At 63.9% G+C, this 26,237-nt stretch carries 27 protein-coding genes and 1 tRNA gene; 7 read left to right on the forward strand and 21 right to left on the reverse strand.

Annotation, left to right across the window (positions count from 1 at the left end):
* Positions 1 to 28 precede the first annotated feature (28 nt).
* From nuoN to J6500_RS01680, 17 genes are all read right to left on the reverse strand, one after another.
* A complete protein-coding gene (nuoN, locus tag J6500_RS01600) occupies positions 29 to 1,465 on the reverse strand; it encodes an NADH-quinone oxidoreductase subunit NuoN (RefSeq protein WP_225710913.1) in 1,437 nt (478 codons plus the stop codon).
* Between the two features lie 11 nt (positions 1,466 to 1,476).
* Positions 1,477 to 2,991: an NADH-quinone oxidoreductase subunit M gene (locus J6500_RS01605; RefSeq protein ID WP_225710914.1), complete on the reverse strand. Its 1,515-nt coding sequence runs from the start codon at positions 2,989 to 2,991 to the stop codon at positions 1,477 to 1,479.
* 1 nt (position 2,992) lies between these two features.
* Positions 2,993 to 5,071, reverse strand: coding sequence for an NADH-quinone oxidoreductase subunit L (gene nuoL, locus J6500_RS01610; RefSeq protein WP_225710915.1), 2,079 nt, complete (start codon positions 5,069 to 5,071; stop codon positions 2,993 to 2,995).
* 7 nt (positions 5,072 to 5,078) lie between these two features.
* Positions 5,079 to 5,387, reverse strand: a complete 309-nt coding sequence (gene nuoK / locus J6500_RS01615) for an NADH-quinone oxidoreductase subunit NuoK (RefSeq protein WP_076857700.1) — start codon at positions 5,385 to 5,387, stop codon at positions 5,079 to 5,081.
* Positions 5,384 to 6,022: an NADH-quinone oxidoreductase subunit J gene (locus J6500_RS01620; protein ID WP_225710916.1), complete on the reverse strand. Its 639-nt coding sequence runs from the start codon at positions 6,020 to 6,022 to the stop codon at positions 5,384 to 5,386. The genes nuoK and J6500_RS01620 overlap by 4 nt, the downstream gene beginning before the upstream one ends.
* 9 nt (positions 6,023 to 6,031) lie before the next feature.
* A complete protein-coding gene (gene nuoI, locus J6500_RS01625) occupies positions 6,032 to 6,526 on the reverse strand; it encodes an NADH-quinone oxidoreductase subunit NuoI (RefSeq protein ID WP_225710917.1) in 495 nt (164 codons plus the stop codon).
* Positions 6,527 to 6,533: 7 nt separating this feature from the next.
* The gene (gene nuoH / locus J6500_RS01630) at positions 6,534 to 7,604 is read right to left on the reverse strand and encodes an NADH-quinone oxidoreductase subunit NuoH (protein ID WP_225710918.1); all 1,071 of its coding nucleotides are present in this window, start codon (positions 7,602 to 7,604) and stop codon (positions 6,534 to 6,536) included.
* A 10-nt stretch (positions 7,605 to 7,614) separates the two neighbouring features.
* Positions 7,615 to 9,690 (reverse strand): NADH-quinone oxidoreductase subunit NuoG, encoded by a 2,076-nt coding sequence (gene nuoG / locus J6500_RS01635; protein ID WP_225710919.1) that lies wholly within the window; start codon positions 9,688 to 9,690, stop codon positions 7,615 to 7,617.
* 7 nt (positions 9,691 to 9,697) lie between these two features.
* The gene (locus tag J6500_RS01640; RefSeq protein ID WP_225710920.1) at positions 9,698 to 10,186 is read right to left on the reverse strand and encodes a hypothetical protein; all 489 of its coding nucleotides are present in this window, start codon (positions 10,184 to 10,186) and stop codon (positions 9,698 to 9,700) included.
* Positions 10,187 to 10,194: 8 nt separating this feature from the next.
* Positions 10,195 to 11,520: an NADH-quinone oxidoreductase subunit NuoF gene (gene nuoF, locus J6500_RS01645; protein ID WP_225710921.1), complete on the reverse strand. Its 1,326-nt coding sequence runs from the start codon at positions 11,518 to 11,520 to the stop codon at positions 10,195 to 10,197.
* Positions 11,521 to 11,539: 19 nt separating this feature from the next.
* A complete protein-coding gene (locus J6500_RS01650; protein ID WP_225710922.1) occupies positions 11,540 to 11,749 on the reverse strand; it encodes a hypothetical protein in 210 nt (69 codons plus the stop codon).
* On the reverse strand, positions 11,749 to 12,360 hold the full coding sequence (nuoE, locus tag J6500_RS01655) for an NADH-quinone oxidoreductase subunit NuoE (RefSeq protein ID WP_225710923.1): 612 nt from the start codon (positions 12,358 to 12,360) through the stop codon (positions 11,749 to 11,751). Before nuoE ends, J6500_RS01650 begins: the two co-directional genes overlap by 1 nt.
* Before the next feature lie 43 nt (positions 12,361 to 12,403).
* A complete protein-coding gene (locus tag J6500_RS01660) occupies positions 12,404 to 13,600 on the reverse strand; it encodes an NADH-quinone oxidoreductase subunit D (RefSeq protein ID WP_225710924.1) in 1,197 nt (398 codons plus the stop codon).
* Entirely contained in the window at positions 13,597 to 14,214 is a 618-nt protein-coding gene (locus J6500_RS01665) for an NADH-quinone oxidoreductase subunit C (protein WP_225710925.1), read from the reverse strand. Before J6500_RS01665 ends, J6500_RS01660 begins: the two co-directional genes overlap by 4 nt.
* 12 nt (positions 14,215 to 14,226) lie before the next feature.
* A complete protein-coding gene (locus J6500_RS01670) occupies positions 14,227 to 14,832 on the reverse strand; it encodes a NuoB/complex I 20 kDa subunit family protein (protein WP_225710926.1) in 606 nt (201 codons plus the stop codon).
* A complete protein-coding gene (locus J6500_RS01675) occupies positions 14,823 to 15,188 on the reverse strand; it encodes an NADH-quinone oxidoreductase subunit A (RefSeq protein WP_225710927.1) in 366 nt (121 codons plus the stop codon). The genes J6500_RS01670 and J6500_RS01675 overlap by 10 nt, the downstream gene beginning before the upstream one ends.
* A gap of 212 nt (positions 15,189 to 15,400) precedes the next feature.
* Positions 15,401 to 15,916: a MarR family winged helix-turn-helix transcriptional regulator gene (locus J6500_RS01680; RefSeq protein ID WP_225710928.1), complete on the reverse strand. Its 516-nt coding sequence runs from the start codon at positions 15,914 to 15,916 to the stop codon at positions 15,401 to 15,403.
* Positions 15,917 to 16,046: 130 nt separating this feature from the next.
* Between J6500_RS01680 and J6500_RS01685 the strand changes: the two genes are divergently transcribed.
* Positions 16,047 to 17,237: an aromatic ring-hydroxylating dioxygenase subunit alpha gene (locus J6500_RS01685; protein WP_225710929.1), complete on the forward strand. Its 1,191-nt coding sequence runs from the start codon at positions 16,047 to 16,049 to the stop codon at positions 17,235 to 17,237.
* A gap of 41 nt (positions 17,238 to 17,278) precedes the next feature.
* Positions 17,279 to 18,571: a spinster family MFS transporter gene (locus J6500_RS01690; protein ID WP_225710930.1), complete on the forward strand. Its 1,293-nt coding sequence runs from the start codon at positions 17,279 to 17,281 to the stop codon at positions 18,569 to 18,571.
* Positions 18,572 to 18,576: 5 nt separating this feature from the next.
* Here J6500_RS01690 and J6500_RS01695 read toward each other — a convergent pair whose 3' ends face one another.
* Entirely contained in the window at positions 18,577 to 19,590 is a 1,014-nt protein-coding gene (locus J6500_RS01695; RefSeq protein WP_225711055.1) for a TRAP transporter substrate-binding protein, read from the reverse strand.
* Positions 19,591 to 19,791: 201 nt separating this feature from the next.
* Between J6500_RS01695 and J6500_RS01700 the strand changes: the two genes are divergently transcribed.
* The 4 genes from J6500_RS01700 to J6500_RS01715 all read left to right on the forward strand — a co-directional run bounded on the left by J6500_RS01700 (position 19,792) and on the right by J6500_RS01715 (position 22,122).
* Positions 19,792 to 19,995: a hypothetical protein gene (locus tag J6500_RS01700; protein ID WP_225710931.1), complete on the forward strand. Its 204-nt coding sequence runs from the start codon at positions 19,792 to 19,794 to the stop codon at positions 19,993 to 19,995.
* A 186-nt stretch (positions 19,996 to 20,181) separates the two neighbouring features.
* A complete protein-coding gene (locus J6500_RS01705; protein ID WP_225710932.1) occupies positions 20,182 to 20,382 on the forward strand; it encodes a hypothetical protein in 201 nt (66 codons plus the stop codon).
* Positions 20,383 to 20,396: 14 nt separating this feature from the next.
* Entirely contained in the window at positions 20,397 to 20,588 is a 192-nt protein-coding gene (locus J6500_RS01710; protein WP_225710933.1) for a hypothetical protein, read from the forward strand.
* A gap of 226 nt (positions 20,589 to 20,814) precedes the next feature.
* Positions 20,815 to 22,122, forward strand: a complete 1,308-nt coding sequence (locus tag J6500_RS01715) for a hypothetical protein (protein ID WP_225710934.1) — start codon at positions 20,815 to 20,817, stop codon at positions 22,120 to 22,122.
* 53 nt (positions 22,123 to 22,175) lie between these two features.
* Here J6500_RS01715 and J6500_RS01720 read toward each other — a convergent pair whose 3' ends face one another.
* Positions 22,176 to 22,379, reverse strand: a complete 204-nt coding sequence (locus tag J6500_RS01720; protein WP_225710935.1) for a hypothetical protein — start codon at positions 22,377 to 22,379, stop codon at positions 22,176 to 22,178.
* Between J6500_RS01720 and J6500_RS01725 the strand changes: the two genes are divergently transcribed.
* Positions 22,363 to 23,235, forward strand: a complete 873-nt coding sequence (locus J6500_RS01725) for a right-handed parallel beta-helix repeat-containing protein (protein ID WP_225710936.1) — start codon at positions 22,363 to 22,365, stop codon at positions 23,233 to 23,235. The genes J6500_RS01720 and J6500_RS01725 overlap by 17 nt on opposite strands.
* 153 nt (positions 23,236 to 23,388) lie before the next feature.
* Here the strand turns inward: J6500_RS01725 and J6500_RS01730 are convergent, their stop codons facing one another.
* Complete coding sequence (locus tag J6500_RS01730) at positions 23,389 to 25,782, reverse strand: FG-GAP-like repeat-containing protein (RefSeq protein WP_225710937.1); 2,394 nt, start codon at positions 25,780 to 25,782, stop codon at positions 23,389 to 23,391.
* Positions 25,783 to 26,128: 346 nt separating this feature from the next.
* A tRNA-Asp gene (locus J6500_RS01735) sits at positions 26,129 to 26,205 on the reverse strand.
* Positions 26,206 to 26,237: the final 32 nt, after the last annotated feature.

Below are 26,237 nucleotides of genomic sequence, written 5' to 3' on the forward strand. Positions count from 1 at the left end.
CCGAACGCCAGTCTCGACTTTTTCGGGATCAGAACAGCGATTTCGCCGCCGCTGTGGCCATGCTGACCAGCGGACCCGGATAGGCGAAGAAGAAGATGTTGAAGACGCCCGCCACCGCGAGCACGGTGCGCAATTCGATCCGCATCGGATCGAGCTTGGTAAGCGGCTGGTCGAAATACATCACCTTGACTATCGACAGATAGTAGAACGCACCCACCACGCTGGTCAGCACGCCGATCACCGCGAGCGTGAACAGGTTGGCCTTGATCGCGGCGACGAAGACGTACCACTTGCCGAAGAACCCGGCGAGCGGCGGCACGCCGGCCAGCGAGAACAGCAACATCGCGAAGACGAAGGCCAGCAGCGGATTGGTGCGGGACAGGCCGGCGAAATCGGAGATCTGCTCGACCGCCTGACCGTTGCGCTTCATGGCGAGGATGATGGAGAAGGTGCCGAGCGTCATCGCGACGTAGATCGCGATGTAGACCAGCACGCCCTGCGCGCCTTCGACCGTGCCGGCGGCAAGACCGACCAAGGCGAAGCCCATATGGCCGATCGAGGAATAGGCCATCAGCCGCTTGATGTTGGTCTGGCCGATCGCCGCGAACGAACCGAGTGCCATCGAGGCGATGGCAACGAACACCAGGATCTGCTGCCACTCGGTGACGATGCCCGGAAATGCGGTCAGCGTCGCGCGGGTGAACACGGCGAGCGCGGCGACCTTCGGCGCCGAGGCGAAGAACGCCGTCACCGGCGTTGGCGCGCCCTCATAGACGTCCGGCGTCCACATATGGAACGGCACCGCGGAGACCTTGAAGCAGAGCCCGGCGAGCAGGAACACGAGGCCGAACACGAGGCCGACATTGCTCTTGGTCGCAGCCGCGGCGATGCCGGCGAAGCTGACGGTGCCGGTGAAGCCGTAGATCAGCGAAGAGCCATAGAGCAGCATGCCCGACGACAGCGCGCCGAGCACGAAATACTTCAGGCCGGCTTCGCTCGACTTGGCATTGTCGCGCTGGCTGGCGGCGACGACGTAGAGCGCAAGGCTCATCAGTTCGAGGCCAAGGTAGAGCGAGATCAGGTCACCGGCCGAGATCAGCACCAGCATGCCGAGGGTCGACAGCAGCACCAGGATCGCGAACTCGAAGTTTCGCTGCGACGGAACCGAGAGGAATTCGGTGGCCAGGATCAGCGTCGCGCCCGAACCGATCAGGGCAAGGACCTTCAGGAAGCGGGCGAAGTCGTCGACGATGAAGCTGCCGCCGAAGGTGACGAGCTTGCCGGCCGGCAGCCACAGCTCGAGCACGCCGGTCAGGAGCAAGAGGCACACCGAAAGCGCCGTGACGAGCCGGGTGGTGCCCTGCCCGCGATAGGCTCCGATCATCAACAGCACCATGGCGCCGACCGCGAGCACCAGCTCCGGCAGCACCGGCTGCAACTGATAACCTGCACTGGAAAAGCTCATGGGCGGAGGCCTTATTGCACGACCAGCGAAGCGGCCTTCACGGCCGTCACGGCGGTATTGTAATTATTGACGAGCTGCTGCACCGAGGCCGCCGACATGTCGAGCACCGGCTTCGGATAGACGCCGAACAGGATGGTCAGCACGATCAACGGGACCAGCGTCACGCATTCGCGCAAGGTGAGATCCTTGATCGACATCAGCGACGGCTTGACCAGCGCGCCGAACACCACCTTGCGGTACAGCCAGAGCGCATAGCACGCCGACAGGATGACACCGGTGGTGGCGAGGAACGCGGTCGGCAGCGAAATCTTGAAGGTGCCGAGCAGCGTCATGAACTCGCCGACGAAACCGCTGGTGCCGGGCAGACCGACATTGGCCATCGTGAACACCATGAAGGTCAGCGCGTAGAGCGGCATCCGGTTGACGAGGCCGCCATAGGCCGCGATCTCGCGGGTGTGCATGCGGTCGTAGACGATGCCGACGCAGAGGAACAGCGCGCCGGACACGATGCCATGCGAGATCATCTGGAACATGCCACCGGCGACGCCCTGCGTGGTCACTGCGAAGATGCCCATGGTGACGAAGCCCATATGCGCGACCGATGAGTACGCGATCAGCTTCTTCATGTCGTCCTGCATCATCGCCACCAGCGAGGTGTAGATGATGGCGATGACCGAGAGCGTGAACACGAACGGCGCGAAGTCGTGCGAGGCCAGCGGGAACATCGGCAGCGAGAAGCGCAGGAAGCCGTAGCCGCCCATCTTCAGGAGGATCGCGGCCAGGATCACCGAGCCCGCCGTCGGCGCCTCGACGTGGGCGTCCGGCAGCCAGGTGTGCACCGGCCACATCGGCATCTTCACGGCGAACGAGGCGAAGAAGGCCAGCCACGCCCAGGTCTGCAACGAGCGCGGCACCGCGGTGTGCATCAGGGTCGGGATGTCGGTGGTGCCGGCATTCCAGTACAGCGCCATGATGGCGAGCAGCATCAGCACCGAGCCGAGGAAGGTGTAGAGGAAGAACTTGAACGAGGCGTAGACCCGGCGTGGGCCGCCCCAGACGCCGATGATCAGGAACATCGGGATCAGGCCGCCCTCGAAGAACAAATAGAACAGCACGAGGTCGAGCGCCGAGAAGGTGCCGACCATCAGCGTTTCCAGGATCAGGAACGCCATCATGTATTCGCCGACGCGGTTGGTGATCGCCTTCCAGCTCGCGATGATGCAGAGCGGCATGATCGCGGTGGTCAGGATCACCAGCGGCAGCGAGATGCCGTCGACGCCCATGTGGTAGGTGATGCCGGTGGCGAGCCAGGACGCCTTCTCGACGAACTGGAAGTCGGGCTGCGCCGGGTCGAACCGCGCCACCAGGATCAGCGAGACCACGAAGGTGATCAGCGTGGTCCAAAGCGAGATCCAACGCGCGGTGCGGTTGGCGCTCTCGTCCCCGCCCCGTGCCAGCAAATACACCAGGATCGCGCCGACCGCCGGCAGGAAGGTCGTGACCGAAAGGATAGGCCAGGTCGTCATCTTACTGGCCTCCCAAGCCGAACATGAACCAGGTGATCAAGCCGGCGGCGCCGATCAGCATCGCGAAGGCATAGTGATAGAGGTAGCCGGTCTGCAATTTGACGACGTTGCGGGTGACGTCGAGCACCCGGGCCGAGACGCCGTCGGGCCCGAAACCGTCAATGACGAAGCCGTCGCCCTTCTTCCACAGCGTGTAGCCGAGCCACTTCGCCGGGCGCACGAAGATCAGATCGTACAATTCGTCGAAGTACCATTTGTTGAGCAGGAACTGGTACAGCATCGGCTGCTGGCGAGCCAGCTCGACCGGCAGATAGGGCCTGCTGATGTAGAACATGTAGGAGATGGCGAAGCCCAAAACCATCATGATGAACGGCAGTTGCCCAAGCAGGAACGGCATGTGCTCCATGTCTTCGAGGATGTGAGGATTCATCTTCACCGACTCGCGGAAGAACTCCTCGACACCGTGCGGACTGGCGAAAATTTCCTTGAAGGGAAAGCCGGAGAGGATCGAGCCGGCGGCAAGTACGCCGATCGGCACCAGCATCCAGATCGGGCTCTCATGCGCCGCCTCGTAGTGCTTCTGGTCGTGCGGCTCGCCGAAGAAGGTCTTGAAGATCAGACGCCAGGAGTAGAACGAGGTCAGGCCGGCCGCCGCAATCGTTAGCAAATAGGCATAGACTGCGAACGGATTGTGCGAAGCATAAGCCGCCTCGATGATGGCATCCTTCGAAAAGAAGCCTGCAAAGCCAGGCACGCCGGTCAGAGCCATGGTGCCGATGCACATCACAGTGAAGGTGTACGGAATCTTGCGCCAGAGGCCGCCCATGTTGCGGATGTCCTGCTCGTGGTGCATCGCGTAGATCACCGAGCCGGAGCCCAGGAACAGCAGCGCCTTGAAGAAGGCGTGCGTGAACAGGTGGAACATGCCGACCGAATAGGCCCCTGCTCCCATCGCAACGAACATGTAGCCGAGCTGCGAACAGGTCGAATAAGCGACGATGCGCTTGATGTCGTTCTGCACGAGGCCGATGGTGGCGGCGAAGAACGCCGTGGTGGCACCGAAGAACATCACGACCGCCTGCGCGGTCGGCGACAGCTCGAACAGCGGCGACAGCCGGGCCACCATGAAGACGCCGGCGGTGACCATGGTCGCGGCGTGGATCAGCGCCGACACCGGGGTCGGGCCCTCCATCGCGTCCGGCAGCCAAGTGTGCAGCAGGAACTGAGCGGACTTGCCCATCGCGCCCATGAACAGCAACAGGCAGGTCAGGGTCAGCGCATCGGGATGCCAGCCGAAGAAGTCGATAGTCTTGCCGGTCAGCCCGGGCGCGGCGTGGAAGATGGTCTCGAAATCGGTCGAGCCGACCAGCGCGAAGATCGCGAAGATGCCGAGCGCGAAGCCAAAATCGCCGACGCGGTTGACCACGAAGGCCTTGATCGCAGCCGCGTTCGCCGACGGCTTCTGGTACCAGAAGCCGATCAGCAGGTAGCTCGCCAGACCGACGCCCTCCCAGCCGAAGAACAGCTGCACGAGGTTGTCCGAGGTCACCAGCATCAGCATCGCGAAGGTGAACAGCGAGAGATAGCCGAAGAAGCGCGGCCGGTTCGGATCCTCGTCCATGTAGCCGATGGAATAGAGGTGGACCAGCGCCGACACCGTGTTGACGACGACCAGCATCACCGCAGTCAGCGTGTCGACCCGCAGCGACCAGGCCACTTGCAGGTCGCCCGAGGTGATCCAGGGCAAGAGCACGACGCGGGCGTCATGGTGCAGAAAGCCGACATCGACCAGCGCAAACCAGGACAGCGCCGCCGAGACGAACAGCAGCGCCGTGGTGATCAGCTCGGCGGCGCGCGATCCGGCAGCCGGCGGCTCGGAGACGTGGTGGTCATCGTGGCCATGATCGTCATGGCCGTGATCGTCATGGGCTGCAGCCGCGTGGGCATGGGCATCGCCATGCGCATCGTCGTGATGATCGACCGTGTCGCCGCTCGGGTTGCGCGCATGCGCCCCGGCTAGCGAGATGATCCCCGCGAGAATGGCTCCCAGCAGAGGCAGGAATACGATTGCCTGGTACATCTGCGTGCTAGCCCTTCATCAGATTGACGTCTTCAACCGCGATCGAACCGCGGTTGCGGAAATACACCACCAGCACGGCAAGGCCGATCGCGGCCTCGGCGGCCGCCACCGTCAGCACCAGCAGCGCGAACACCTGGCCGACGATGTCGCCGAGGAAGGTCGAGAACGCCACTAGGTTGATGTTGACCGAGAGCAGGATCAGCTCGATCGACATCAGGATGATGATGATGTTCTTGCGGTTGAGGAAGATGCCGAGGATCCCGAGCGTGAACAGGATCGCGGCGACCGCGAGATAGTGCCCGAGCCCGATCGTCATTTCACCCACTCCGCCGCATCGGCGTCCTGCAGGCCCTGCCCCGACGCCACCTTGCGCAGCGCCATCGCCATCTCGGGCGTGCGCGCGTTCTGCACGTTGATGTTCTGCCGCTTGACGTTGGCCTTGTGGCGCAGCGTCAGCACGATGGCGCCGACCATCGCGACCAGCAGCACCATGCCGGCCAGCTGGAAGTAGTGGATGTATTTCGTATAGAGCACGAGGCCGAGCGCCTCGGTGTTGCTGACATTGGTCGGGATCGCGGCCGTGATGGTCTTGGTGACGGACGGGTTGATCACCCAGGCGCCGACCACCATCAACAGCTCGAACATGAAGATGCCGCCGATCACGATGCCGATCGGCAGGTACTGCATGAAGCCCTCGCGCAGCTCGACGAAATCGACGTCGAGCATCATGATCACGAACAGGAACAGCACCGCGACCGCGCCGACATAGACCACGATCAGCATCATGCCGAGGAACTCGGCGCCCATCAGGATGAACAGGCCGGAGGCGTTGACGAAGGCCAGGATCAGATACAGCACGGAGTGCACGGGATTGCGCGAGACAATCACCATGACCGCCGAAGCCACGCAGATGGTGGCGAACAGATAGAAGAACAGCGCCGGAAGGATCATACCCTCACCTCACCGGTACGGCGCGTCGAGCGCGATCGACTTCGCGATCTCGCGCTCCCAGCGGTCGCCATTGGCGAGCAGCTTGGCCTTGTCATAGTAGAGCTCCTCGCGGGTCTCGGTCGCGAATTCGAAGTTCGGGCCCTCGACGATGGCATCCACCGGGCAGGCCTCCTGGCACAGGCCGCAATAGATGCACTTCACCATGTCGATGTCGTAGCGCACCGTGCGGCGGGTGCCGTCGTTGCGGCGCGGACCGGCCTCGATCGTGATCGCCTGCGCCGGGCAGATCGCCTCGCACAGCTTGCAGGCGATGCAGCGCTCCTCGCCGTTCGGATAGCGGCGCAGCGCGTGTTCGCCGCGGAAACGCGGCGAGATCGCGCCCTTCTCGAAGGGATAGTTCAGCGTCGGCTTCGGCTTAAAGAAATAGCGCATGGCGAGGAAGAACGCCGAGACGAATTCCGAGAGCAGAACCGAGCGGGCTGTTGCGTTGACGTTGACACTCATGACGGCCTCACTTCGGCGCGATGCCGGCGAATTGCAGCACGCCGGCCACGATCACCACCATCGCCAGCGACAGCGGCAGGAACACCTTCCAGCCGAGCCGCATCAGTTGATCGTAGCGGTAGCGCGGCACGATCGCCTTCGCCATCGCGAATAAGAAGAACATGAAGAACACCTTGAGGGCGAACCAGACGATGCCCGGGATCCAGGTGAACGGCGGCAGGTTGACCGGCGGCAGCCAGCCGCCGAGGAACAGGATCGTCGCCAGCGCGCACATCGTGGTGATCGCGACATACTCGCCGAGCATGAACAACAGATACGGCGTCGAGCCGTATTCGGTCATGAAACCGGCGACCAGCTCGGACTCCGCTTCGACGAGGTCGAACGGCGGACGGTTGGTTTCGGCGAGCGCCGAGACGTAGAACACCACGAACATCGGGAGCAGCGGCCATACATACCAGTTCAGGATGGTGAGCTGCGGCAGGCCGATCAGGTGCGCGAGGCCGCGACTGTTCTGCGCATCGACCACGGCCGACAGGTTCAGCGAGCCGGCGCAGAGCAGCACGGTGATGATGACGAAGCCGATCGAGACCTCGTAGGACACCATCTGCGCCGCCGAGCGCAGCGCGGCGAGGAACGGGTACTTCGAGTTCGACGACCAGCCTGCCATGATGATGCCGTAGATCGACAGCGACGAGATCGCGAAGATGTAGAGGATGCCGACATTGATGTCGGAGATCACCCAGCCCCAATCCATCGGGATCACGGCCCAGGCGGCCAGCGCCAGCACGCAGGAGACCAACGGCGCCAGCAGGAACACGCCCTTGTTGGAGCCGTCCGGAATCACCGGCTCCTTCAGCACGAACTTCAGGAGATCGGCGAAGGATTGCAGCAGTCCGAACGGGCCGACCACGTTGGGGCCGCGGCGGATCTGCACTGCCGCCCAGATCTTGCGGTCGGCGAGCAGGATGTAGGCGATCGCGATCAAGAGCACGACCAGCAGCAGTACGCTCTCCGCGACCATGACGATCAGCGGACAGAGGAAGCCGGTCCAGAACGAGCTTGCGAAGAAATCAGCCATCAGGTCACGCTCACTCCGCTGCCGTCAGCATTTTGCCCGACGCCAGCCGCGAGCATTCCGCCATCACGGCAGATGCCCGCGCGATCGGGTTGGTCAGATAGAAGTCCTCGACGGTCGGCTTGAACGCCGCCTTGTCGACGGTGCCGCCCTTGCCCGCCAGCGCCCTGACGTCGTCGGCCTTGCCGGCCTCGATCTGGTCGAGCCGCATCAGGTGCGGGGTGGCCTTGAACAACGCCTGGCGCAGCGCCTGCAGCGAGTCGAACGGCAGCTTCTTGCCGAGCACGTCGGACAGCGCGCGCAGGATCGCCCAGTCCTCGCGGGCCTCGCCCGGCGGGAAGGCGGCGCGGTTGGCGATCTGCGCCCTTCCCTCGGTGTTGACGTAGATGCCGGACTTCTCGGTGTAGGCCGCGCCCGGCAGAATGACGTCGGCGCGATGCGCGCCGCGGTCGCCATGGGTGCCGATGTAGACGACGAAGGTGCCCTCCGGCACGCTGACCTCGTCGGCGCCGAGCAGGAACAGCACGTCGAGCGTCCCGAAGGTCGTCATCTGCGCCGTGGTCAGGCCGCCCGAAGCCGGCGAGAAGCCGATGTCGAGCGCGCCGGCGCGCGATGCGGTATCGTGCAACACGGCAAAACCATTCCAGCCGTCCTTGACCGCGCCGACGTCGAGCGCGAGCTTGGCGGCCTGCGCCAGCACCGCCGGGCCGTCATGCCTTGTGTAGGCGCCGGCGCCGACCAGGACGATCGGGTTCTTGGCGTTCTTCAGCACGTCGGCGAAGGAATGCTTGCCGGCGGCGAGATCGGCCAGCGTGTCGGTGCCCGCGCCAAGATACTCATGGGGATACGTGAACTCGGCGGTGCTGCCGATCAGGCCGACCTTGAGCCCGCCATTGCGCCAGCGCTTGCGGATCCGCGCGTTCAGCACCGCGGCTTCCTTGCGCGGATGCGAGCCGATGATCAAGAGCGCGTCGGCCTGGTCGATGCCTGATATGGTCGGGTTGAAGATGTAGGAGCCGCGGCCCGCCTTGGCGTCGAAGGCGTCGCCGCCCTGAACCGCCAGATTGACCGAGCCGAACTTCGCCAGCAGCTCCTTCAGCGCGTACATCTCCTCGACCGCGGCGAGATCGCCGGCGATGGCGCCGATCCGCTTGCCGTCGATGCGGCCGGCCTTGGCCGCGATCGCCGCAAAAGCTTCCTGCCACGATGCCGGCCGGAGCTGGCCGTTCACGCGCACATAGGGGCGGTCGAGGCGCTGCGTGCGCAGGCCGTCGACGATGTGACGGGTCTTGTCGGAGATCCACTCCTCGTTCACGGCTTCGTTGATGCGCGGCAGGATGCGCATCACCTCGCGGCCGCGAGTATCGACGCGGATCGCCGATCCGACGCCGTCCATCACGTCGACCGACTGCGTCTTGCCGAGCTCCCAGGGCCGCGCGGCGAACGCATAGGGCTTCGAGGTCAGCGCGCCCACCGGGCAGATGTCGACGAGATTGCCTTGCAGCTCCGAGCTCAGCGCCTGTTCCAGATAGGTCGTGATCTCCATGTCCTCGCCGCGGCCGGTCGCGCCCATTTCCGGCGCGCCGCAGACTTCGGCAGAGAAGCGGACGCAGCGCGTGCACTGGATGCAGCGGTTCATCGAGGTCTTGACCAGCGCGCCGAGATACTTGTCCTCGACCGCGCGCTTGTTCTCGGCGAACCGGCTGGTGTCGACGCCGTAGCCCATCGCCTGGTCCTGCAGGTCGCATTCGCCGCCCTGGTCGCAGATCGGGCAGTCCAGCGGATGGTTGATCAGCAGGAACTCCATCACGCCTTCGCGCGCCTTCTTGACCATCGGCGAACGGGTCGAGACTTCGGGCGGCTCGCCCTTCGGGCCCGGCCGGCAGTCGCGCACGGCCCAGGCGCAGCTCGCCACCGGCTTCGGGCCGCCCTTCACCTCGACGAGGCACATCCGGCAATTGCCGGCGATCGACAGCCGCTCGTGATAGCAGAAGCGCGGAATCTCGGCGCCGGCCTCCTCGCACGCCTGCAGCAGCGTGTATTCCGGCGGCACATCGATCTCTTTGCCATCGATGATGATCTTGCTCATGTCTGTCTCAGGTCTTTCCGAGCTTGCAGTCGGGCGGTGCGACGCTCGCGGTTTTCATAGTGGTCTTCACCCATTGCTGGGTCTCAGCGCCGTAGGTCGCGAGATACGCGGGCTGCGCCTGGTTCTTCTCGCAGAGGAACGGCAAATGCGGCTTCAGCTCGTAGTCGCAGGATGCCTGCCATTCGCGCTTGTCCGCGAACGCCGCAAAGGTCTCCTCGCAGGCATAGAGGAAATACGACACGAAACTCTCATATTGCGACCGCTCTTCGCGGCTGCCGGCCTTGATGGCCTCGTAGTCGGGCTGCGCGAACTTCGGATTCTTGAAGGCGAGATCGGTGTAGCCCAGATACGCCGTGCGCGCGGCGGAGGCACGGTTCGACGACCGGATCTCGTTGATCTGCAGCAGGACGGCGCCAAAGCCGAGCAGCGCCACGGTCGCGTGCGCCATCTGCGCAAGCGTCCCGTATCTCTGCCACCATGCGGCCTGCTGCGTCATCGCCGTCATTACTCCGCGGCCACCATGTGCATGGGATCGCGAACGCCCTGATCATCGAGATCGGCCTTGTGCGAATACTGGTCGATGCGCTCTTCGATCTCGTGACGGAAATGCGCGATCAGACCCTGGATCGGCCACGCCGCAGCGTCGCCGAGCGCGCAGATGGTGTGGCCCTCGACCTGCTTGGTCACCTCCAGCAGCATGTCGATCTCGCGCTTGTGGGCCCGGCCCTCGGCCATCCGGGTCAGCACACGCCACATCCACCCCGTGCCCTCGCGGCACGGCGTGCACTGGCCGCAGCTCTCATGCTTGTAGAAATAGGAGATGCGGGCGATCGCGCGGATCAGGTCGGTCGACTTGTCCATCACGATCACGGCCGCGGTGCCGAGGCCCGAGCGCAGCTTGCTCAGACTGTCGAAATCCATCGGCGTGTCGATGATCTGCTCGGCCGGCACCATGCGCACCGACGAGCCGCCGGGGATCACCGCCTTCAGATTGTCCCAGCCGCCGCGGATGCCGCCGCAATGTTTCTCGATCAGTTCGCGGAACGGGATCCCCATCGCCTCTTCGACGTTGCAGGGCCGCTCGACATGGCCGGAGATGCAGAACAGCTTGGTGCCGACATTGTTCGGCCGGCCGATGGCAGCGAACCAGGCAGCGCCGCGGCGCAGGATGTCCGGCGCGACCGCGATCGACTCGACGTTGTTGACGGTGGTCGGGCAGCCATAGAGGCCGACATTGGCCGGGAACGGCGGCTTCAGCCGCGGCTGGCCCTTCTTGCCCTCGAGGCTCTCGAGCAAGGCGGTCTCCTCGCCGCAGATATAGGCGCCGGCGCCGTGGGCGACGTAGATGTCGAACGGCCAGCCATTGATGTTGTCCTTGCCGACCAGCCTGGCCTCATAGGCCTGGTCGATCGCCGCCTGCAGCCGCTCGCGCTCGCGGATGAACTCACCGCGGATGTAGACGTAGCAGGCATGCGCGCCCATCGCGAAGCTGGCGAGCAGGCAGCCCTCGACCAGCAGGTGCGGATCGTGCCGCATGATCTCGCGGTCCTTGCAGGTGCCGGGCTCGGACTCGTCGGCATTGACGACGAGATAGCTCGGCCGGCCGTCTTTGGACTCCTTGGGCATGAACGACCACTTCATGCCGGTCGGGAAGCCGGCACCGCCGCGGCCGCGCAGGCCGGACGCCTTCATCTCGTTGATGATCCAGTCGCGGCCCTTGTCGATGATCCCCTTGGTGCCATCCCAGGCGCCGCGGCGGCGCGCGCCCTCGAGGCCCCAATCGTGGAGGCCGTAGAGGTTCTTGAAGATGCGGTCCTTGTCGTCGAGCATGCTCAAAACTTTCCGAACATCACCGTTTGGCTTGGGAATAAGCGAGCCCGGCAGCGCAGCCGCCGAACACGATGGCCCACAGCAGACTTGATTCCAGCGAGGCGCTCAGCCCGTAACGCTGCAGCAGGAACATGAAGCCGGCGGCAACCGAGCTGTGCAGGGCGATCGTGCGCCAGGCATGCATCGCAGCCTCCCTCCCGGTTCCGCTCGCCAGCACGTCACCACGCATCAGGTGGTTTCCTTCAGCGTGGTCGGCCCGCCCGCGGGGGCCGAGAACTGACGGTCGACCTGCGGACCCGGCTTCGGCGGATTGCCGGCGGCAAAGCCGTCGAGCACCTTGCCAAAACTTTCCTTGGTCAGGTCCTCATAGGTATCCTTCCAGATCAGCACCATCGGCGCGTTCACGCAGGCGCCAAGACACTCGACCTCCTCCCAGGAGAAGTTGCCGTCCTTCGACAGCTGGAAGGGATCGTGGTGGATGCGATGCTGGCACACCTCGATCAGATCGGCAGCGCCGCGCAGCCGGCACGGCGTGGTGCCGCAGACCTGGACGTGCGCCTTCTTGCCGACCGGCGACAGCTGGAACATGGTGTAGAAGGTCGCGATCTCCAGCATGCGAATGTGCGGCATCTCGAGCAGGTCGGCAACGGCGCGGATCGCGGCCTCCGACACCCAGCCGTCATGCTGCTCCTGCACGCGCCACAGGATCGCGATCGCGGCCGAGGCCTGGCGGCCCGGCGGATATTTCGCGATCTCCTTCTTGGCCCAGGCGAGGTTCTCGTCGGTGAACGTGAAGCTCGCGGGCTGCAATTCCTTCGGGGCAAGGCGGCGGACGGACATCGTTCAAACTCTCAATTAGCGCGCGGTGCGGATGCAGGCATCATCACCGGTCGACCTCGCCGAACACGATGTCCAGCGAGCCAAGAATGGCAGAAACGTCGGCCAGCAGATGGCCCTTGCAAATGTGATCCATCGCCTGCAGGTGAGCAAAACCCGGTGCGCGGATCTTGCACTTGTAAGGCTTGTTGGTGCCGTCGGCGACAAGATAGACGCCGAACTCGCCCTTCGGCGCCTCGACCGCGGCATAGACCTCGCCGGCCGGCACGTGGACGCCTTCGGTGTAGAGCTTGAAGTGGTGGATCAGCGCTTCCATCGAGCGCTTCATCTCGCCGCGGCGCGGCGGCGCGATCTTGTTGTCCTCGACCACTACCGGGCCCTGCCCGTCAGGTGCCTTCAGCTTCTGGATGCACTGCTTCATGATGCGCACCGACTGGCGCATCTCTTCCATGCGAATCAAATAGCGGTCGTAGCAGTCGCCGTTCTTGCCGATCGGGATATCGAATTCCATCTCGGCGTAACACTCATATGGCTGCGACTTGCGCAGGTCCCAGGCCGCGCCCGAGCCGCGCACCATCACGCCGGAGAAACCCCACTCCCAGGCTTCCTTTAGCGGTACCACGCCGATGTCGACGTTGCGCTGCTTGAAGATGCGGTTGCCGGTGAGCAGCGTGTCGAGGTCGTCGACCACTTTGAGGAACGGGTCGCACCACGCATCGATATCGTCGATCAGCTTCGGCGGCAGGTCCTGGTGCACGCCGCCGACGCGGAAGAACGCCGCATGCATGCGCGAGCCGGAGGCGCGCTCATAGAACACCATCAGCTTCTCGCGCTCCTCGAAGCCCCACAGCGGCGGGGTCAGCGCGCCGACGTCCATCGCCTGTGTCGTGACGTTGAGGAGGTGCGAGAGGATGCGGCCGATCTCGCAATAGAGCACGCGAATCAGCTGGCCGCGGCGCGGCACCTCGATGCCGAGCAGCTTCTCGGCTGCGAGGCAGAACGCATGCTCCTGGTTCATCGGCGCGACGTAATCGAGCCGGTCGAAATACGGAATCGCCTGCAGATAAGTCTTGTGCTCGATCAGCTTCTCGGTGCCGCGATGCAAGAGCCCGATATGCGGATCGACGCGTTCGACCACCTCGCCGTCGAGCTCCAGCACGAGGCGCAGCACGCCGTGCGCGGCAGGATGCTGCGGACCGAAGTTGATGGTGAAGTTGCGCAGATTTTGCGGCTGTTCATTCATGGCTTCGGCTCCGCCTTGGCCTTCTCGTCGCCGGGCAGCGGATAGTCAGCCCCCTCCCACGGAGAAAGGAAATCGAACTTGCGGAATTCCTGGTTGAGCCGAACCGGCTCGTACAGCACCCGCTTCTCCTGGTCGTCGTAGCGGACCTCGACGAAGCCGGTAAGCGGGAAATCCTTGCGCAGCGGATGGCCGTCGAAACCGTAATCGGTCAGGAGGCGCCGCATGTCGGGATGGCCGATGAAGATCACCCCGTAGAGATCGTAGGTCTCGCGCTCGAACCAGTCGGCGCCGGGGAAGATGCCGATGATCGAGGGCACCTGCGTGGATTCGTCGGCCTGGCCGCGCACGCGGATACGCGTGTTCAGCGTCGGCGATAGCAGGTGGTAGACCACGTCGAAACGCTTCTCGCGGGCCGGATAATCGACCGCGGTGACGTCGGTAATGTTGACGAAACGGCAGTTGGGGTCGTCACGCAAAAACGTAACGACCTCCACGATTCTGCCAATCTCGACATCGATAGTGAGCTGGTTGAACGCGACCGAGTGCGCAGAGGCCGCGCCCGAAAGCGCGCTCACGATCGTCTGCCCAAGGGCGTCGAGCTTGCCGTCGTCCATGACGTAAAAACCTTAGCGTTCGATGGTGCCGATCCGGCGGATCTTCTTCTGCAGCAGCAGCACGCCGTAGAGCAGCGCTTCCGCCGTGGGCGGACAGCCCGGCACGTAGATGTCGATGGGCACGATGCGGTCGCAGCCGCGCACCACCGAGTAGGAGTAGTGATAATAGCCGCCGCCATTGGCGCAGGAGCCCATCGAGATGACGTAGCGCGGCTCCGGCATCTGGTCGTAGACCTTGCGCAGTGCCGGCGCCATCTTGTTGGTCAGCGTGCCGGCGACGATCATCACGTCGGACTGCCGCGGCGAGGCGCGCGGCGCGAAGCCGAAGCGCTCGACGTCGTAGCGCGGCATCGAGACCTGCATCATCTCGACCGCGCAGCAGGCGAGACCGAAGGTCATCCACATCAGCGAGCCGGTGCGCGCCCAGGTGATGAGGTCGTCGGCCGCGGCGACGAAGAAGCCCTTGTCGGACAGCTCGTGATTGACCTCGAGGAAGAACGGATCATTGGCGCCGACCGGCTTGCCGGTCGACGGATCGAGAATGCCCTTCGGAGCCATGGCGATCTCGGGTTTGGCAATCGTCGGCTGCGAGGTTGCGGCGGTGGGGCTCAATCCCATTCGAGCGCGCCTTTCTTCCATTCATACGCAAACCCGACCGTCAGCACGGCCAGGAACACCATCATCGACCAGAAGCCGGTTGCGCCGAGCTTTCCGAATGCGATCGCCCAAGGGAACAGGAACGCGACTTCGAGGTCGAAGATGATGAAGAGGATCGCTACCAGATAGAAGCGAACGTCGAACTTCATGCGGGCGTCGTCAAAAGCATTGAATCCGCATTCATAGGCGGACAGCTTTTCCGGATCCGGCTGCTGGAACGCGACCAGGAACGGGGCGATCAGAAGCGCCAGACCGATCAGGCCGGCGACCCCGATAAAGACCACAAGTGGGAGATAATTCTGCAGGATGCCGGTCATCGGCGAGGCCTTCTTGCTGCGGTTTCGGACGTGCCGCAGATTCGTTGATTGGAATTGTTCTTGAGGCTTTAGCGCAGCGCAACAGGGGGCGCAAGACAAGCTATTTTGACGCTTTTACCGTCGTCTCCGCGGGCTCTCGGCCCCATCGGGCAGATGCGCTTGCTGTACGGGGCAACGCCGCGGAGGGCTTCCGGTGCCCTCCTCCAGCCCATTCAGCCCAGCTCTTTCTCGGCGGCGAGCATGTCCGCGGCCGCAGCGGTCAGGCGGTCGATATGTCCCAGCAGCACCTCAAGTTCCTGTGGATCGAGCTGTTCCAGCAAACGGCGGTTGCGCTCCTGTGCGCCGGCCACGATCGCATCGTGGGCAGCGAGGCCCGCCTTGGTGAGCGAAACCAGCGTCTCCCTGTTGTCCCGCGGATTGGGCGCCTTGGCGACCAGTCTGCGCGCGACGAGCTCGGCCAGCGCCCGGCTGATCTGGCCCTTGTCCATGCCGACGGCTTCCGCCAACCGCACCACGCTCATCGGCGGCCGCCGGCCGAGCGAGGCGACCAGACCGAACTCGACCGAGGACAGTCCGGTGAGGCGCTTGTAGCGCAGGATGGCGCCGCGCTTGAGCAGATTGGCCAGCACCATCAGCTGCGACGACAGCATCGCGGTGATCGGCGCCAGTTCGGCGTCGATCGCAATCGCCGGGGGCAAAGCCTTCGCAGTCTTCAGCTTCTCGGTCATCGCCAACCTCTGCCAATAAAGCGGCCCGCTGCCAAGTTAAACGATGTCGTTGACACTGTCATCGATATATCGTTGACTTGATCAACGATAAGCCAACCACGGCCATGAGCCCGCGGCGGGAGGAAATGACATGACGATCACCCAGCGAGACCGCGACCTCGGCACCGCCTATGCAATGAAGCCATCCGTCACCCGGACCGAGTTGACCTCGGTGGTCCGCGGCACGCCGATGGGCGAATTGCTGCGCCGCTACTGGCACCCGATCGGTCTTGTGAGCGACGCCACCGATATCCCCAGGAAAGTCCGCGCGCTCGGCGAGGACCTGATCCTGTTCCGCGACAAGCAGGGCCGGCCTGGCCTGCTGCACGCCCGCTGCTGCCATCGCGGCACCACGCTTTACTATGGCAAGGTCGAGGATGACGGCATCCGTTGCTGCTATCACGGCTGGAAATTCGACACCGAGGGCCATTGCCTCGAGCAGCCCTGCGACCCCGAAGGCGGCCTGTTCAAGGACAAGGTGCGGCAGCCCTGGTATCCAGTGCAGGAGCGCTACGGCCTGATCTTCGCCTATATGGGCCCATCAGAGAAACGGCCGGTGCTGCCGCGCTACGAGTGCCTCGAGACGATGGACGACGGTGAGTTCGTCGAAGCCGATGATTCCTCCATCGGAGGCGGCGGGCCCGCCGTGATCCCCTGCAACTGGCTGCAGCATTTCGAGAACGTGGTGGACCCCTACCATGTGCCGGTGCTGCACGGCTCGTTCTCCGGCCCGCAATTCACCACCATGATGGCCTCGATGCCCGAGGTGAAGTTCGAGATGACGCCGCGAGGCGTCGCGGTGCGCTCGATCCGCAAACAGGACGACGGCAAGGTGTTCTACCGTGTCACCGAGGCTGCCTTCCCCACGCTGCGCGTCGTGCCCAATCCGCGGGTCGCGCAATTCGCCCGGGTGGAATCGATCGGCTGGACCCTGCCGATCGACGACACCTCGTTCCGCATCTATGTCGCCGGCCGCGTCAAGAATTCCGGCGATATCGGCCGGATGCGCTCGAAGTTCAACGGAAAATTCTGGTGGGACATGACCGAGCGCGAGCACCAGCAATTCCCCGGCGATTACGAGGCGCAGGTCGGCCAGGGCCCGGTGACTGTTCATTCCGAGGAGCATTTCGGCCAGAGCGACCGCGGCATCCTGATGATCCGCCGCATGCTCTCGGACCAGCTCGACGCCATCGCCGCCGGCCGCGACCCGATCGGGGTATCGTTCGATGCCGACGCGAAGCCGATCGAATTCGAGGCGGGGAATTTTATTCGCGAGGCCTGACGGCCCACGCTCAAAACAGAAACAAATCAGGGGGAAATGCCATGGTCGATCTCGCACCGCAGGCGGCTGCGCCGGCTGAGGCCGCCGTCAGGCCGTCGGCCCGGCGCTATTACGTGCTGGGGTTGCTCACCATCGTCTATGCCCTCAACTTCCTCGACCGCACGATCTTCAACGTGCTGATCGAGCCGATCAAGAAGGAGTTCGCGCTCAGCGACACCACCATGGGCCTGCTCGCGGGCTTCGGCTTCGTGCTGTTCTATTCGCTGCTCGGCCTTCCGATCGCGCGGATGGCCGACCGCCTCAACCGCCGCAACATCGTCGCTGTCGCCTTCGCGTTCTGGAGCGCCATGACCTATCTGTGCGGCCTCGCCATCAGCGTCACCACGCTGGCGCTGGCGCGGATCGGCGTCGGCATCGGGGAATCCGCCGGTACGCCGGCGTCGCAATCGATGATCGCCGATCTCTTCAGCAAGAACGAACGGCCGCGCGCGCTCGGCATCTACGCGATCGGCACCTATCTCGGCGTCTTCCTCGGCTATTTCATCGGCGGCTATGTCAACCAGCATTACGGCTGGCGGACCGCGTTCTTCACCGCGGGCCTGCCCGGCGTCGCGCTCGCCGCGATTTTGTGGCTGACCATCGCCGAGCCGAAGCGCGGCGCGATGGCCGAGACCTTCAAGGCCGAGCCGATCGGGCCGACGCTGCGGTTTCTGGTTTCGCAGCCGAGCTTTGTCATCGTGCTGATCGGCTTCTGTCTCACGACCTACACCAACTACGCCACCGCGGTGTGGATCCCGCCGTTCCTGGCGCGCATCCATCATCTGACCAGCGCCGAGATCGGGACCTATGCCGGCACCTTCAAGGGCCTTGCCGGCATGGCCGGCACGCTGATCGGCGGCCTCGTGGTGGCGCAGATCAGCCGCCGCGACGACCGCTGGAAATTATGGGCGCCGGCGATGATGTCCGGCCTCGCCGGCCCGGTGTTCGCGCTGTGCATGCTGACGCCGAGCTTCACGATCATGGTCGCCACCCTGGCGCTGACCTCGTTCATGGTCGGCTTCCATCTCGGCCCGATCTTCGCGATCGCGCAGACCGTGGCAAAACCCAGCATGAGGGCGCTGGCCTCGGCGATCGTACTCCTGACGGCGACCTGCTTCGGCCAGGGCATAGGTCCCCTCGCCGTTGGCATGATCAACGACGCGCTGAAGGGCGCCTATGGCGTCGACGCGGTGCGCTACTCGCTGCTGTCGGCCGCGGTGACGACGACGGCCGGCGCCCTGCTGTTCGTCTGGGCCGCGCGCTGGATCCGGTCGGATATCGCCCGCGCCACCTAGATCGTTCAGCTCAGCTTACCGGTGTATTTCTCCAGCGCCGCCCACGGCTCCACGCCGTAAGTCTTCTGCCACTGCGTGTAGAAGCCGGCCTTCACCAGCGCCGCCCTGAACTGCAGCGGGTCGGGTTTGGTGAAGGTCATGCCCTTCCCGGTCAGCTCGGCCTGCAACGAGCGGTCCATCTCGACGAGGTCCGCCCGTTCCTTCACCGCCGCGGCGTCGAAGGCGGCGTTGATGATGTCGAGCAGGTCGGGCGGCAGGCCGGCCATGGCGCGGCGGTTGCCGAGGATCCAGTAGCCGCTCCAGCAATGGTTCGACAGCGCGCAGTATTTCTGCACCTCGTAGAGCTTGCCGGTCGAGACCTGCGCCAGCGGGTTCTCCTGGCCCTCCACGATGTGGGTCTGCAGCGCCGAATAGAGCTCGCTGTAGGAGATGCTCGACGGCAGCGCGCCGAGGCCGGAGAACAGCGAGGTCAGCAGCGCCGTCACCGGGACGCGGATCTTGAAGCCCCTGAGGTCGTCGACGCTGTTGAGCTGCCGGCTCGACGATGAGGTGATCTGGCGGAAACCGTTGTCCCAGACCTTCTTCAACGGCACCACGCCGGCCCTGGCGATCGCCTCGCGCACGAGGTCGCCGACGCCGCCGTCCATCGCCGCCCAGACCTGGTCGTAGGACTGGAACGCGAAGCCGATGCTCGGCAGGCCCGAGAGCGGCACCAGCGTCGACAGCGTCATGCTCGGCGCCGCCAGCAGCTCGATGCCGCCGGCGCGGACCTGGGACAGCATCTCGGGATCGCCGCCGAGCTGGCTGTTGGCGAACACCGTGATGTTGACCCGGCCCGACGACTGCGCGCCGACCGCCTTGGCCGCCTCGGCCAGGCGGATCGTTAGCGGATGGGTTTCCGGGGTGTTGACGCCCAGCTTGAAATCGAACTCGGCGGCGGCAAGGGCGCGTTTACCGAGCATCGCGGCGGCGAGCGCCCCGGAGCCGGCCCCGAGTACGCCCCTGCGGGTCACCTTCATTGTTTTCATTATTGTTTTTCTCCCCGGGCGCATTCCCGCGCCCAGTGCCAGTTTCGGCCCTGCAGCCGTGCCGCGCAAGCCGCGGCGAAACCAATCCGCGGACGGGATGAAACCATTTCGCGGACCCCACGAAACGATCCGGAAACAGATCGGCCTTACGAATCCGTGCAACAGACGGCGCATAGACGCCCGGAGGCGATCATGAACCACTCGATCCATTCAGCCGATCGTTCGACCCATCTGAAGATTGTGGTCGTCGCGCTCGTGGCCGGCATCGCGGTCGCAGCCCTCGGCATTTCGGCCCGCAACAATGCGGACTTCACCCAGACCGCCCAGTCCACCCAGGTCATCAAGGCCGGCAAGCCAGTCGTGATCACCTCGTCGGGGACTTCGACCGTCCGCTAAGGTTTTCCAGGGCTCCGGCAAAAAATGGCCGCCCCTGGGCGGCTTTTTTGTTGGTCGAACGTCGCCGGGGCGGTCAGGCCCAACCTTAACTGCCTGCTAATCCGGTCGCTCGATTGCGATCCACTCCGCGACCCCAGTCTTAAAAATTGTTCCCTAAGTTCGGCGTCAACAGGGGCTCAGGCCATCATGATTTTAGAGCAGCAAGCGATTTCAACGGGGTTCAAGATCATCTGCAGCGATTGCGGCAGCCTGTCGATCAAGGCGACCGATCCGGCGCGTGCGTCCGACGATACGGTCATCGAATGCCGCCGCTGCAGCGCAGTGCGTGGCACGATGGCAGACCTACACAGGCTGGCGCAGCACAGCCGCGACCTCTTCGAATTCTAGTTCGGGCGCGACCGATGCTGTCAGACCAGAGCGCCGCCGTGCAAAGCGACATCCCGATCGATACGATCTGGTCGATCCTCGAGGCCGCCAACGAACTGAACGACGCTCCCACGGTCGACGCTTGCCGCCGCGCCATCGATGCGAACCTGCGCGGCGACGCGCCCCGCCAATCCGACCTCGCCGCGATCTCGGCCTTCTTCGCATAATCCGCGCGGGCTTCGCATTCCGGAATAATCGACGTCGGCGCAGCGATCGCCATGCAGCGAATCGCGGCTTGTGTGCCGCCAGCGCTTCAAGTCCCCTCCAGCGGGACCTGTGTATTTCGTGGGCCGTACATTCAGAAACATAAAAACAAAATCCGAGACTCACCTTAACTTGCCTCGTCCGGGGTTTGCTGGCTGTCTGTCACAGCTTCGAGGATCAAACCCGCCGATGAAATTGACGCGCGAAGACCTGGCTGTCGGAAGCTCCATTCTCGCTTTCTTCCTGTTGAGCCTCGTATCGCTGATCGCCTGCGGCTACGTCTTTCCGGCGATGCATGTCTGGCGCTCCGACGGCATCACGGCACAAGCCGTTCTCGGCACCGCTGTCATGGTGGCGTTTGTCCCGGCGTTCGTGGCCGGCCGGTTCAGCTTCGGCTATCTCGTCGCCTTCGCGCTGCTTTCGGCGGTGTTCGGCTTCGTCTGGCTCAGCTTCTTCAGCGGGTTCGATTATCCGCACGGCTTCGCCCGCTGGGCCATGATCGCCGCGCTTGCCGCCGCGATGATCCCGCTGCTGTTCCGTCACTTCCGGATCTGGCGGCCCGAACTGTCGGAAGCAGCCTTGAACCGCATCGTGTTCGCCCTGCTGGCTGCATCGTTCGCGGTGCTGATCGCCGACGTCTCCTACGGCACCAGCCTTGGCGATCCCTACGGGCCGGCCCGTAATGCCGTCACGCGGCCGTTGCTGCTCAACTATCTCACCAGCATCATCATCGGCGCGCCGCTGCCCTATCTGTTCGCTCATTTCGCGACACGTCGTCGATGGGGTGCGGCAGCCTGCGTCCTGTTCCTCGCGCTGTGCTTCTATCCGGTCGTCAACAACAAGACGATCCTGCTGCTGCCGATCTGGCTGCCGTTCCTGTTCTGGCTGTTCGGCCGCGTCAATCCGCGGCTGGCGACCGTGCTGGCGTTGCTCATCCCGATGACCATTGGCCTCGTCGCCTTCGTCGTGCTTGCTGCCGATAAGGACTACGTGCTGTTCAGCGCCATCAACCTGCGCTTCATCGCGATCCCCTCGCTGGCACTCGATCACTATGCCGACTTCTTTGCCCGCCGCGAACTCACCCATTTCTGCCAGGTATCGATCCTGCGGCACCTCAATGGCTGTAGCTACGGCGAGCTCGGGCCGGAGTTCGCGGCGGTCTATCGCGATGGCAATTTCAACGCCTCGTTCCTCGCCACCGAAGGCATCGCGTCGGTCGGCCTGGTCTTCGCCCCGGTCTCGGCCTTCCTATGCGGCGTGATCCTGTCGGCGGGGTCGATGGCCTCGCGACATCTGTCGCCGCGCTTCGTCGCGGTGTCGTCAGGGATCGCCGTCCAGGCGATCATGAACGTCCCGCTCACCACCGCGCTGCTGTCGAACGGAATCGGGCTGCTGTTCCTGCTGTGGTGGCTGACCCCCGAATGGCGGGCGGAATGCTCGCCCAGCCCGGCACTGACGGCGCAGCCGGTGAAGCGTCTCGGTCTCGCAGCATCCTGAACGGATGGCCGTAAAGCCACGGAGGGTGCCCGGCACGTTTCCAGTTGAATCAGCTAGCGACTTCCTGCAGCATTCGCGTCGGCCGGGCCGGATTTTTTCGAGCCCGGCGGATGTCCCGCAACCTTGTCGTTCAGTTGCTGAACCGCTTTCAATTTTGCAATGCGATATTTCGAGCTGAGGGGAAGGTTCGGATTCTGATTTCCATTTTCAGGGGAGTTTTCAATTATGCGGCGTTTCCATTTGCTGATTCTGGCCATTGGCCTGCTTCTGCCCGCGCTCGCATCCGCCCCGGCGCATGCCCAGGCGACCCGAACCTGGGTCTCCGGCGTCGGCGATGACGCCAACCCGTGCAGCCGCACGGCGCCTTGTAAGACATTTGCCGGCGCAATCTCGAAGACCGCCGCACAAGGCGAGATCAATTGCTTGGATCCCGGTGGGTTCGGCGGACTGACCATCATCAAGGCGATCACCGTTAATTGCCATGACATGTTCGCCTCCGTGCTCGTCGCCGGCACCAACGGCATCGTCATCCAGGCCGGCGCGTCCGACCGAGTTGTTCTCCGCAACATCCAGGTCCAGGGCATCGGTCCTGGAGTCAATGCCGGCCTCGTCGGCATCAAGATCAACTCGGCCGGCTCGGTCTCCATCGAAGACTGTATGATCACGCAATTCGGTCAGCAGGGCATCCTTGATCAGCGCTCCAATGCCGGCGGTAAACTGTTGATCAAGGACACCCTCATCACCCACAACACCGGCTCCGCAATTTCGATAGCCGGCGCGGCGACCAACAATGCGACGCTCGACGGCGTGCGATCGTACAACAACGCCTTCGGGCTCGCCGTCGGCAACGGCAACAACGTCACCGTCAAGCGCTCGGACTTCTCCAGCAACAGCATCGGAGTCACAGCCGATCCTGGTGCGCAAATCTCCGTTAACAGCAGCGCAATCAACAGCAACGCAACCGGCCTGAACGGCAGTGGCATTCGCGTGTCGGATTCAGACATCAACTACAACACGACCGCCGCCTTCGCCGGTACGCCGACGAGTTTCGGCACCAACCGCCTCGTCGGCAATGCCGCGACGGGCGCGTTCAATACGGCCGCGCAGCAATAGTCAGCCCTGCCCGGGCCCACTCCTCCCCGGGGTCGACTGAGGTGCCCCGGAAGCACTTCAGCAAGGCTCGCCCCGGCAGCGCCGCATTGCTGGGGCGAGTTGTTTTTGGGAAATCGCGCGCGAGACACGACTCGGACCTTCGGCGATCCAGACCTAGACAATATGCCAACCCGCCGGAACGGTGCCGGCGGCGGCAATGATGTGCGCGCTTGCAATGCTGCCGTTGTCCCAGATCGAAGCCTGGCCGTTGCTGTTCTGCCAGAGAATGTCGCTGCGGCCGTTGCCATCGTAATCGCCGGTGCCGGCGAACTGCCAGCCGTTTGAGATGGTGCCGACAGGCGCGATCGTGTGAGCCTTGGCGATGTCGCCATTGTCCCAGATCGAGGTCCGGCCGTTGTCGTTGACCCAGAGAAAGTCGCTTCTGCCGTTGCCGTCGAAATCGCCGGTGCCGGCGAGATGCCAGCCGGTGATGTCGCCGCCGAGATTGGCAACGATATGTGCGCCGCCGATCTGGCCGTTGTCCCAGATCGAGACCTTGCCGTTGTCGTTGACCCAGGCAATGTCGCTCCTGCCGTTGCCGTCGAAGTCGCCGGTGCCTCCGAAATGCCAGCCGTTGGCGATGGTGCCCGGAGGAGCGATGATGTGGGCGCCGCCGATCTGGCCGTCGTCCCAGATCGACGCCTGGCCGGTTGTGTCGTTGACCCAGAGAATGTCGGTCCTGCTGTTGCCGTCGAAGTCGCCGGTGCCGGCGAAATGCCAGCCATTGGCGATGGTGCCGGCAGGCGCAATGATGTGGGCGCCGCCGATCTGGCCGTCGTCCCAGATCGACGCCTGGCCGGTCGCGTCGTTGACCCAGGCAATGTCGCTCTTGCCGTTGCCGTCGAAGTCGCCGCTGCCGGCGAAATGCCAGCCGTTCGAGATGGTGCCGGCTGGAGCGATCTGGTGTGCGCTTGCCGGCGCGCCGTTGTCCCAAACCGTCGCCGTGCCGTTGTCGCCCAGCAGGACGACGTCGCTGCGGGTGTTGCCGTCGAAATCGGCCTTCTGCCGGGCGAGGATGAAATCATCCGCCGTCAAGCTGGTCTTGTTGACGCCGGTCAGCGTCAGTGAATCGGAGCCGAGGCTGAACGTCGCGGTCGGGCCGGAGTAGATGTGGTTCATCACGTCGGTGAAGCTGTGCAGCGAAAAGAAGTTGGCGAGATAGATCTTGTCCTGGCCGTGCACGAAGTCGGTGATGGTATCGGTCGAACCACCGGCACCGAACACGAACGTGTCGTTGCCGCCGCCGCCGGTGAACGTATCGCGCAGCGAGTCGCCAAGGATCGTCTCGGCGGCGCCGGTCCCGACCGACGTCCTCGCCACTGCATCGATCTGTAGCGAGATGTGGGAGCCGTGATTGTCCACATTGCCGTCGGAAAGGTCGGCGTTCTGATCGGTCCATGCCGTCGCAAATCGCCCGCCCGAGAGCGCGGTCACCGCCGGCGAATATTGCGCCCCGTCCTGTGTTTCAAGGTCGGCGGCAGCCACCTTGATCATGGTGGCGGGATCGAATATCGCGGCCGATATGTTGTCGTAATAGTTTTGGCCTTGAGTCATGTTGACGCCGCTGGTCCACGTCAGGTCGACAAACCCGTTGGACAGAACCGACAACGTCGGGTCGGTGTCGGTCATGAAGTTGACCGTCGCGACCAGCTGATTGCCGCAGAGCGCGCCGGTCGAGCTGTAGAATGCCAGCCGCAATTCGCTGTTGGCTCCGCTGCCGGATTGCAGATAGGCGACTGCGAAGCCACCGTCTCGTAGTGCCGCGATGGTGGGGCTGTGAGTGCTGCCGAGGCTATTCAGCGCGGTGGGCGCAAGAATTCGCGCGCCGCTCGCGGTATCGATCTCGATGAAGGCGGCATAGGCGCCGCTATGGGACTGCACATAGGTGGTGGCGATGTTGCCGCCGTCCAGGAGTGCGGCTTTGGTCGCATTGACGCCATCCGAACCATCGCCGAGCTGCCACTGCGTCACCAGATTGACGTTGTAAGCGCTATCGTAACCGAAAACCCGCACACTGCTTGTGCCGGCGACGGCGAATTTGTTGCCCGGCAAGGCCACAACGAATTCACTGCCGGAGCCGGGCAGTACCCCTTCCCGGCTGAAGATCTGGTTGTAGCCGACGCCACCGGTCGTCCCCAACGTCTTGGAGAAACCGAACATCGTGGTGCTATTGGATCCGGAGGAGGTCGTCCAAACCGCCAAGTAGCGGCTCGTGCCCGGCAGGCTCGTGATGGCCGGATAGAACGCATAAGTGGACGTGCTGAAATCGCTTCCGCCATAGACCCCGGCTCCCATCGCCTGCGATCCGTCGGGATTGTAGCGATTGATGAATATGGTGTTCTTGATGACCTCGCTCGGGGCAGGTTCGTAGCCGTATGCGAGCGCAAATGACCCGTCGTCGAAGGTCGTCAGCGCAGGCGACGATTCCGAGCCCAGGAAGACATCCGAGTTGATGGAGCCATCGAATTCCGGTTTGACGTTCACAATGCCATAGGAAACCGTCGTCATCCCACTCTCCACCAGCTCCGCCGAGCGATCGAGGCGATATCGTCAATCAACGATCAGCTCGCGAGCTGTATTCAAGAAGTGCCGACCATCGATGTCATCACCCCAATGGGTGAGATCAGTTCGTGCCCGATCCCCGCGGGCAGCGCACTGCGTGCCCAGGGGAACGAACGCCAGCATGGCCGCAGAGTCGGATTGAAGGATGTGGGTCCGAGGGCTGGTCCGGATCGATCGCATCCGTCGGCAGACGCGACCGCGAGATGGACCGAACAGGCGCGCCCAGACGCGTCAAACCGACGCCCTTATGCCACGCTCGAAATCGGGAACCTGCGCTAAGCCTTTGAAAAGATGGCGCGAGAGACGGGACTCGAACCCGCGGCCTCCGCCGTGACAGGGCGGCGCTCTAACCAACTGAGCTACTCCCGCGGATGCCGATCAGGACTGATCCGCGCAGGACC

Source organism: Bradyrhizobium semiaridum (assembly GCF_020329505.1).
GTDB lineage: Bacteria > Pseudomonadota > Alphaproteobacteria > Rhizobiales > Xanthobacteraceae > Bradyrhizobium > Bradyrhizobium semiaridum.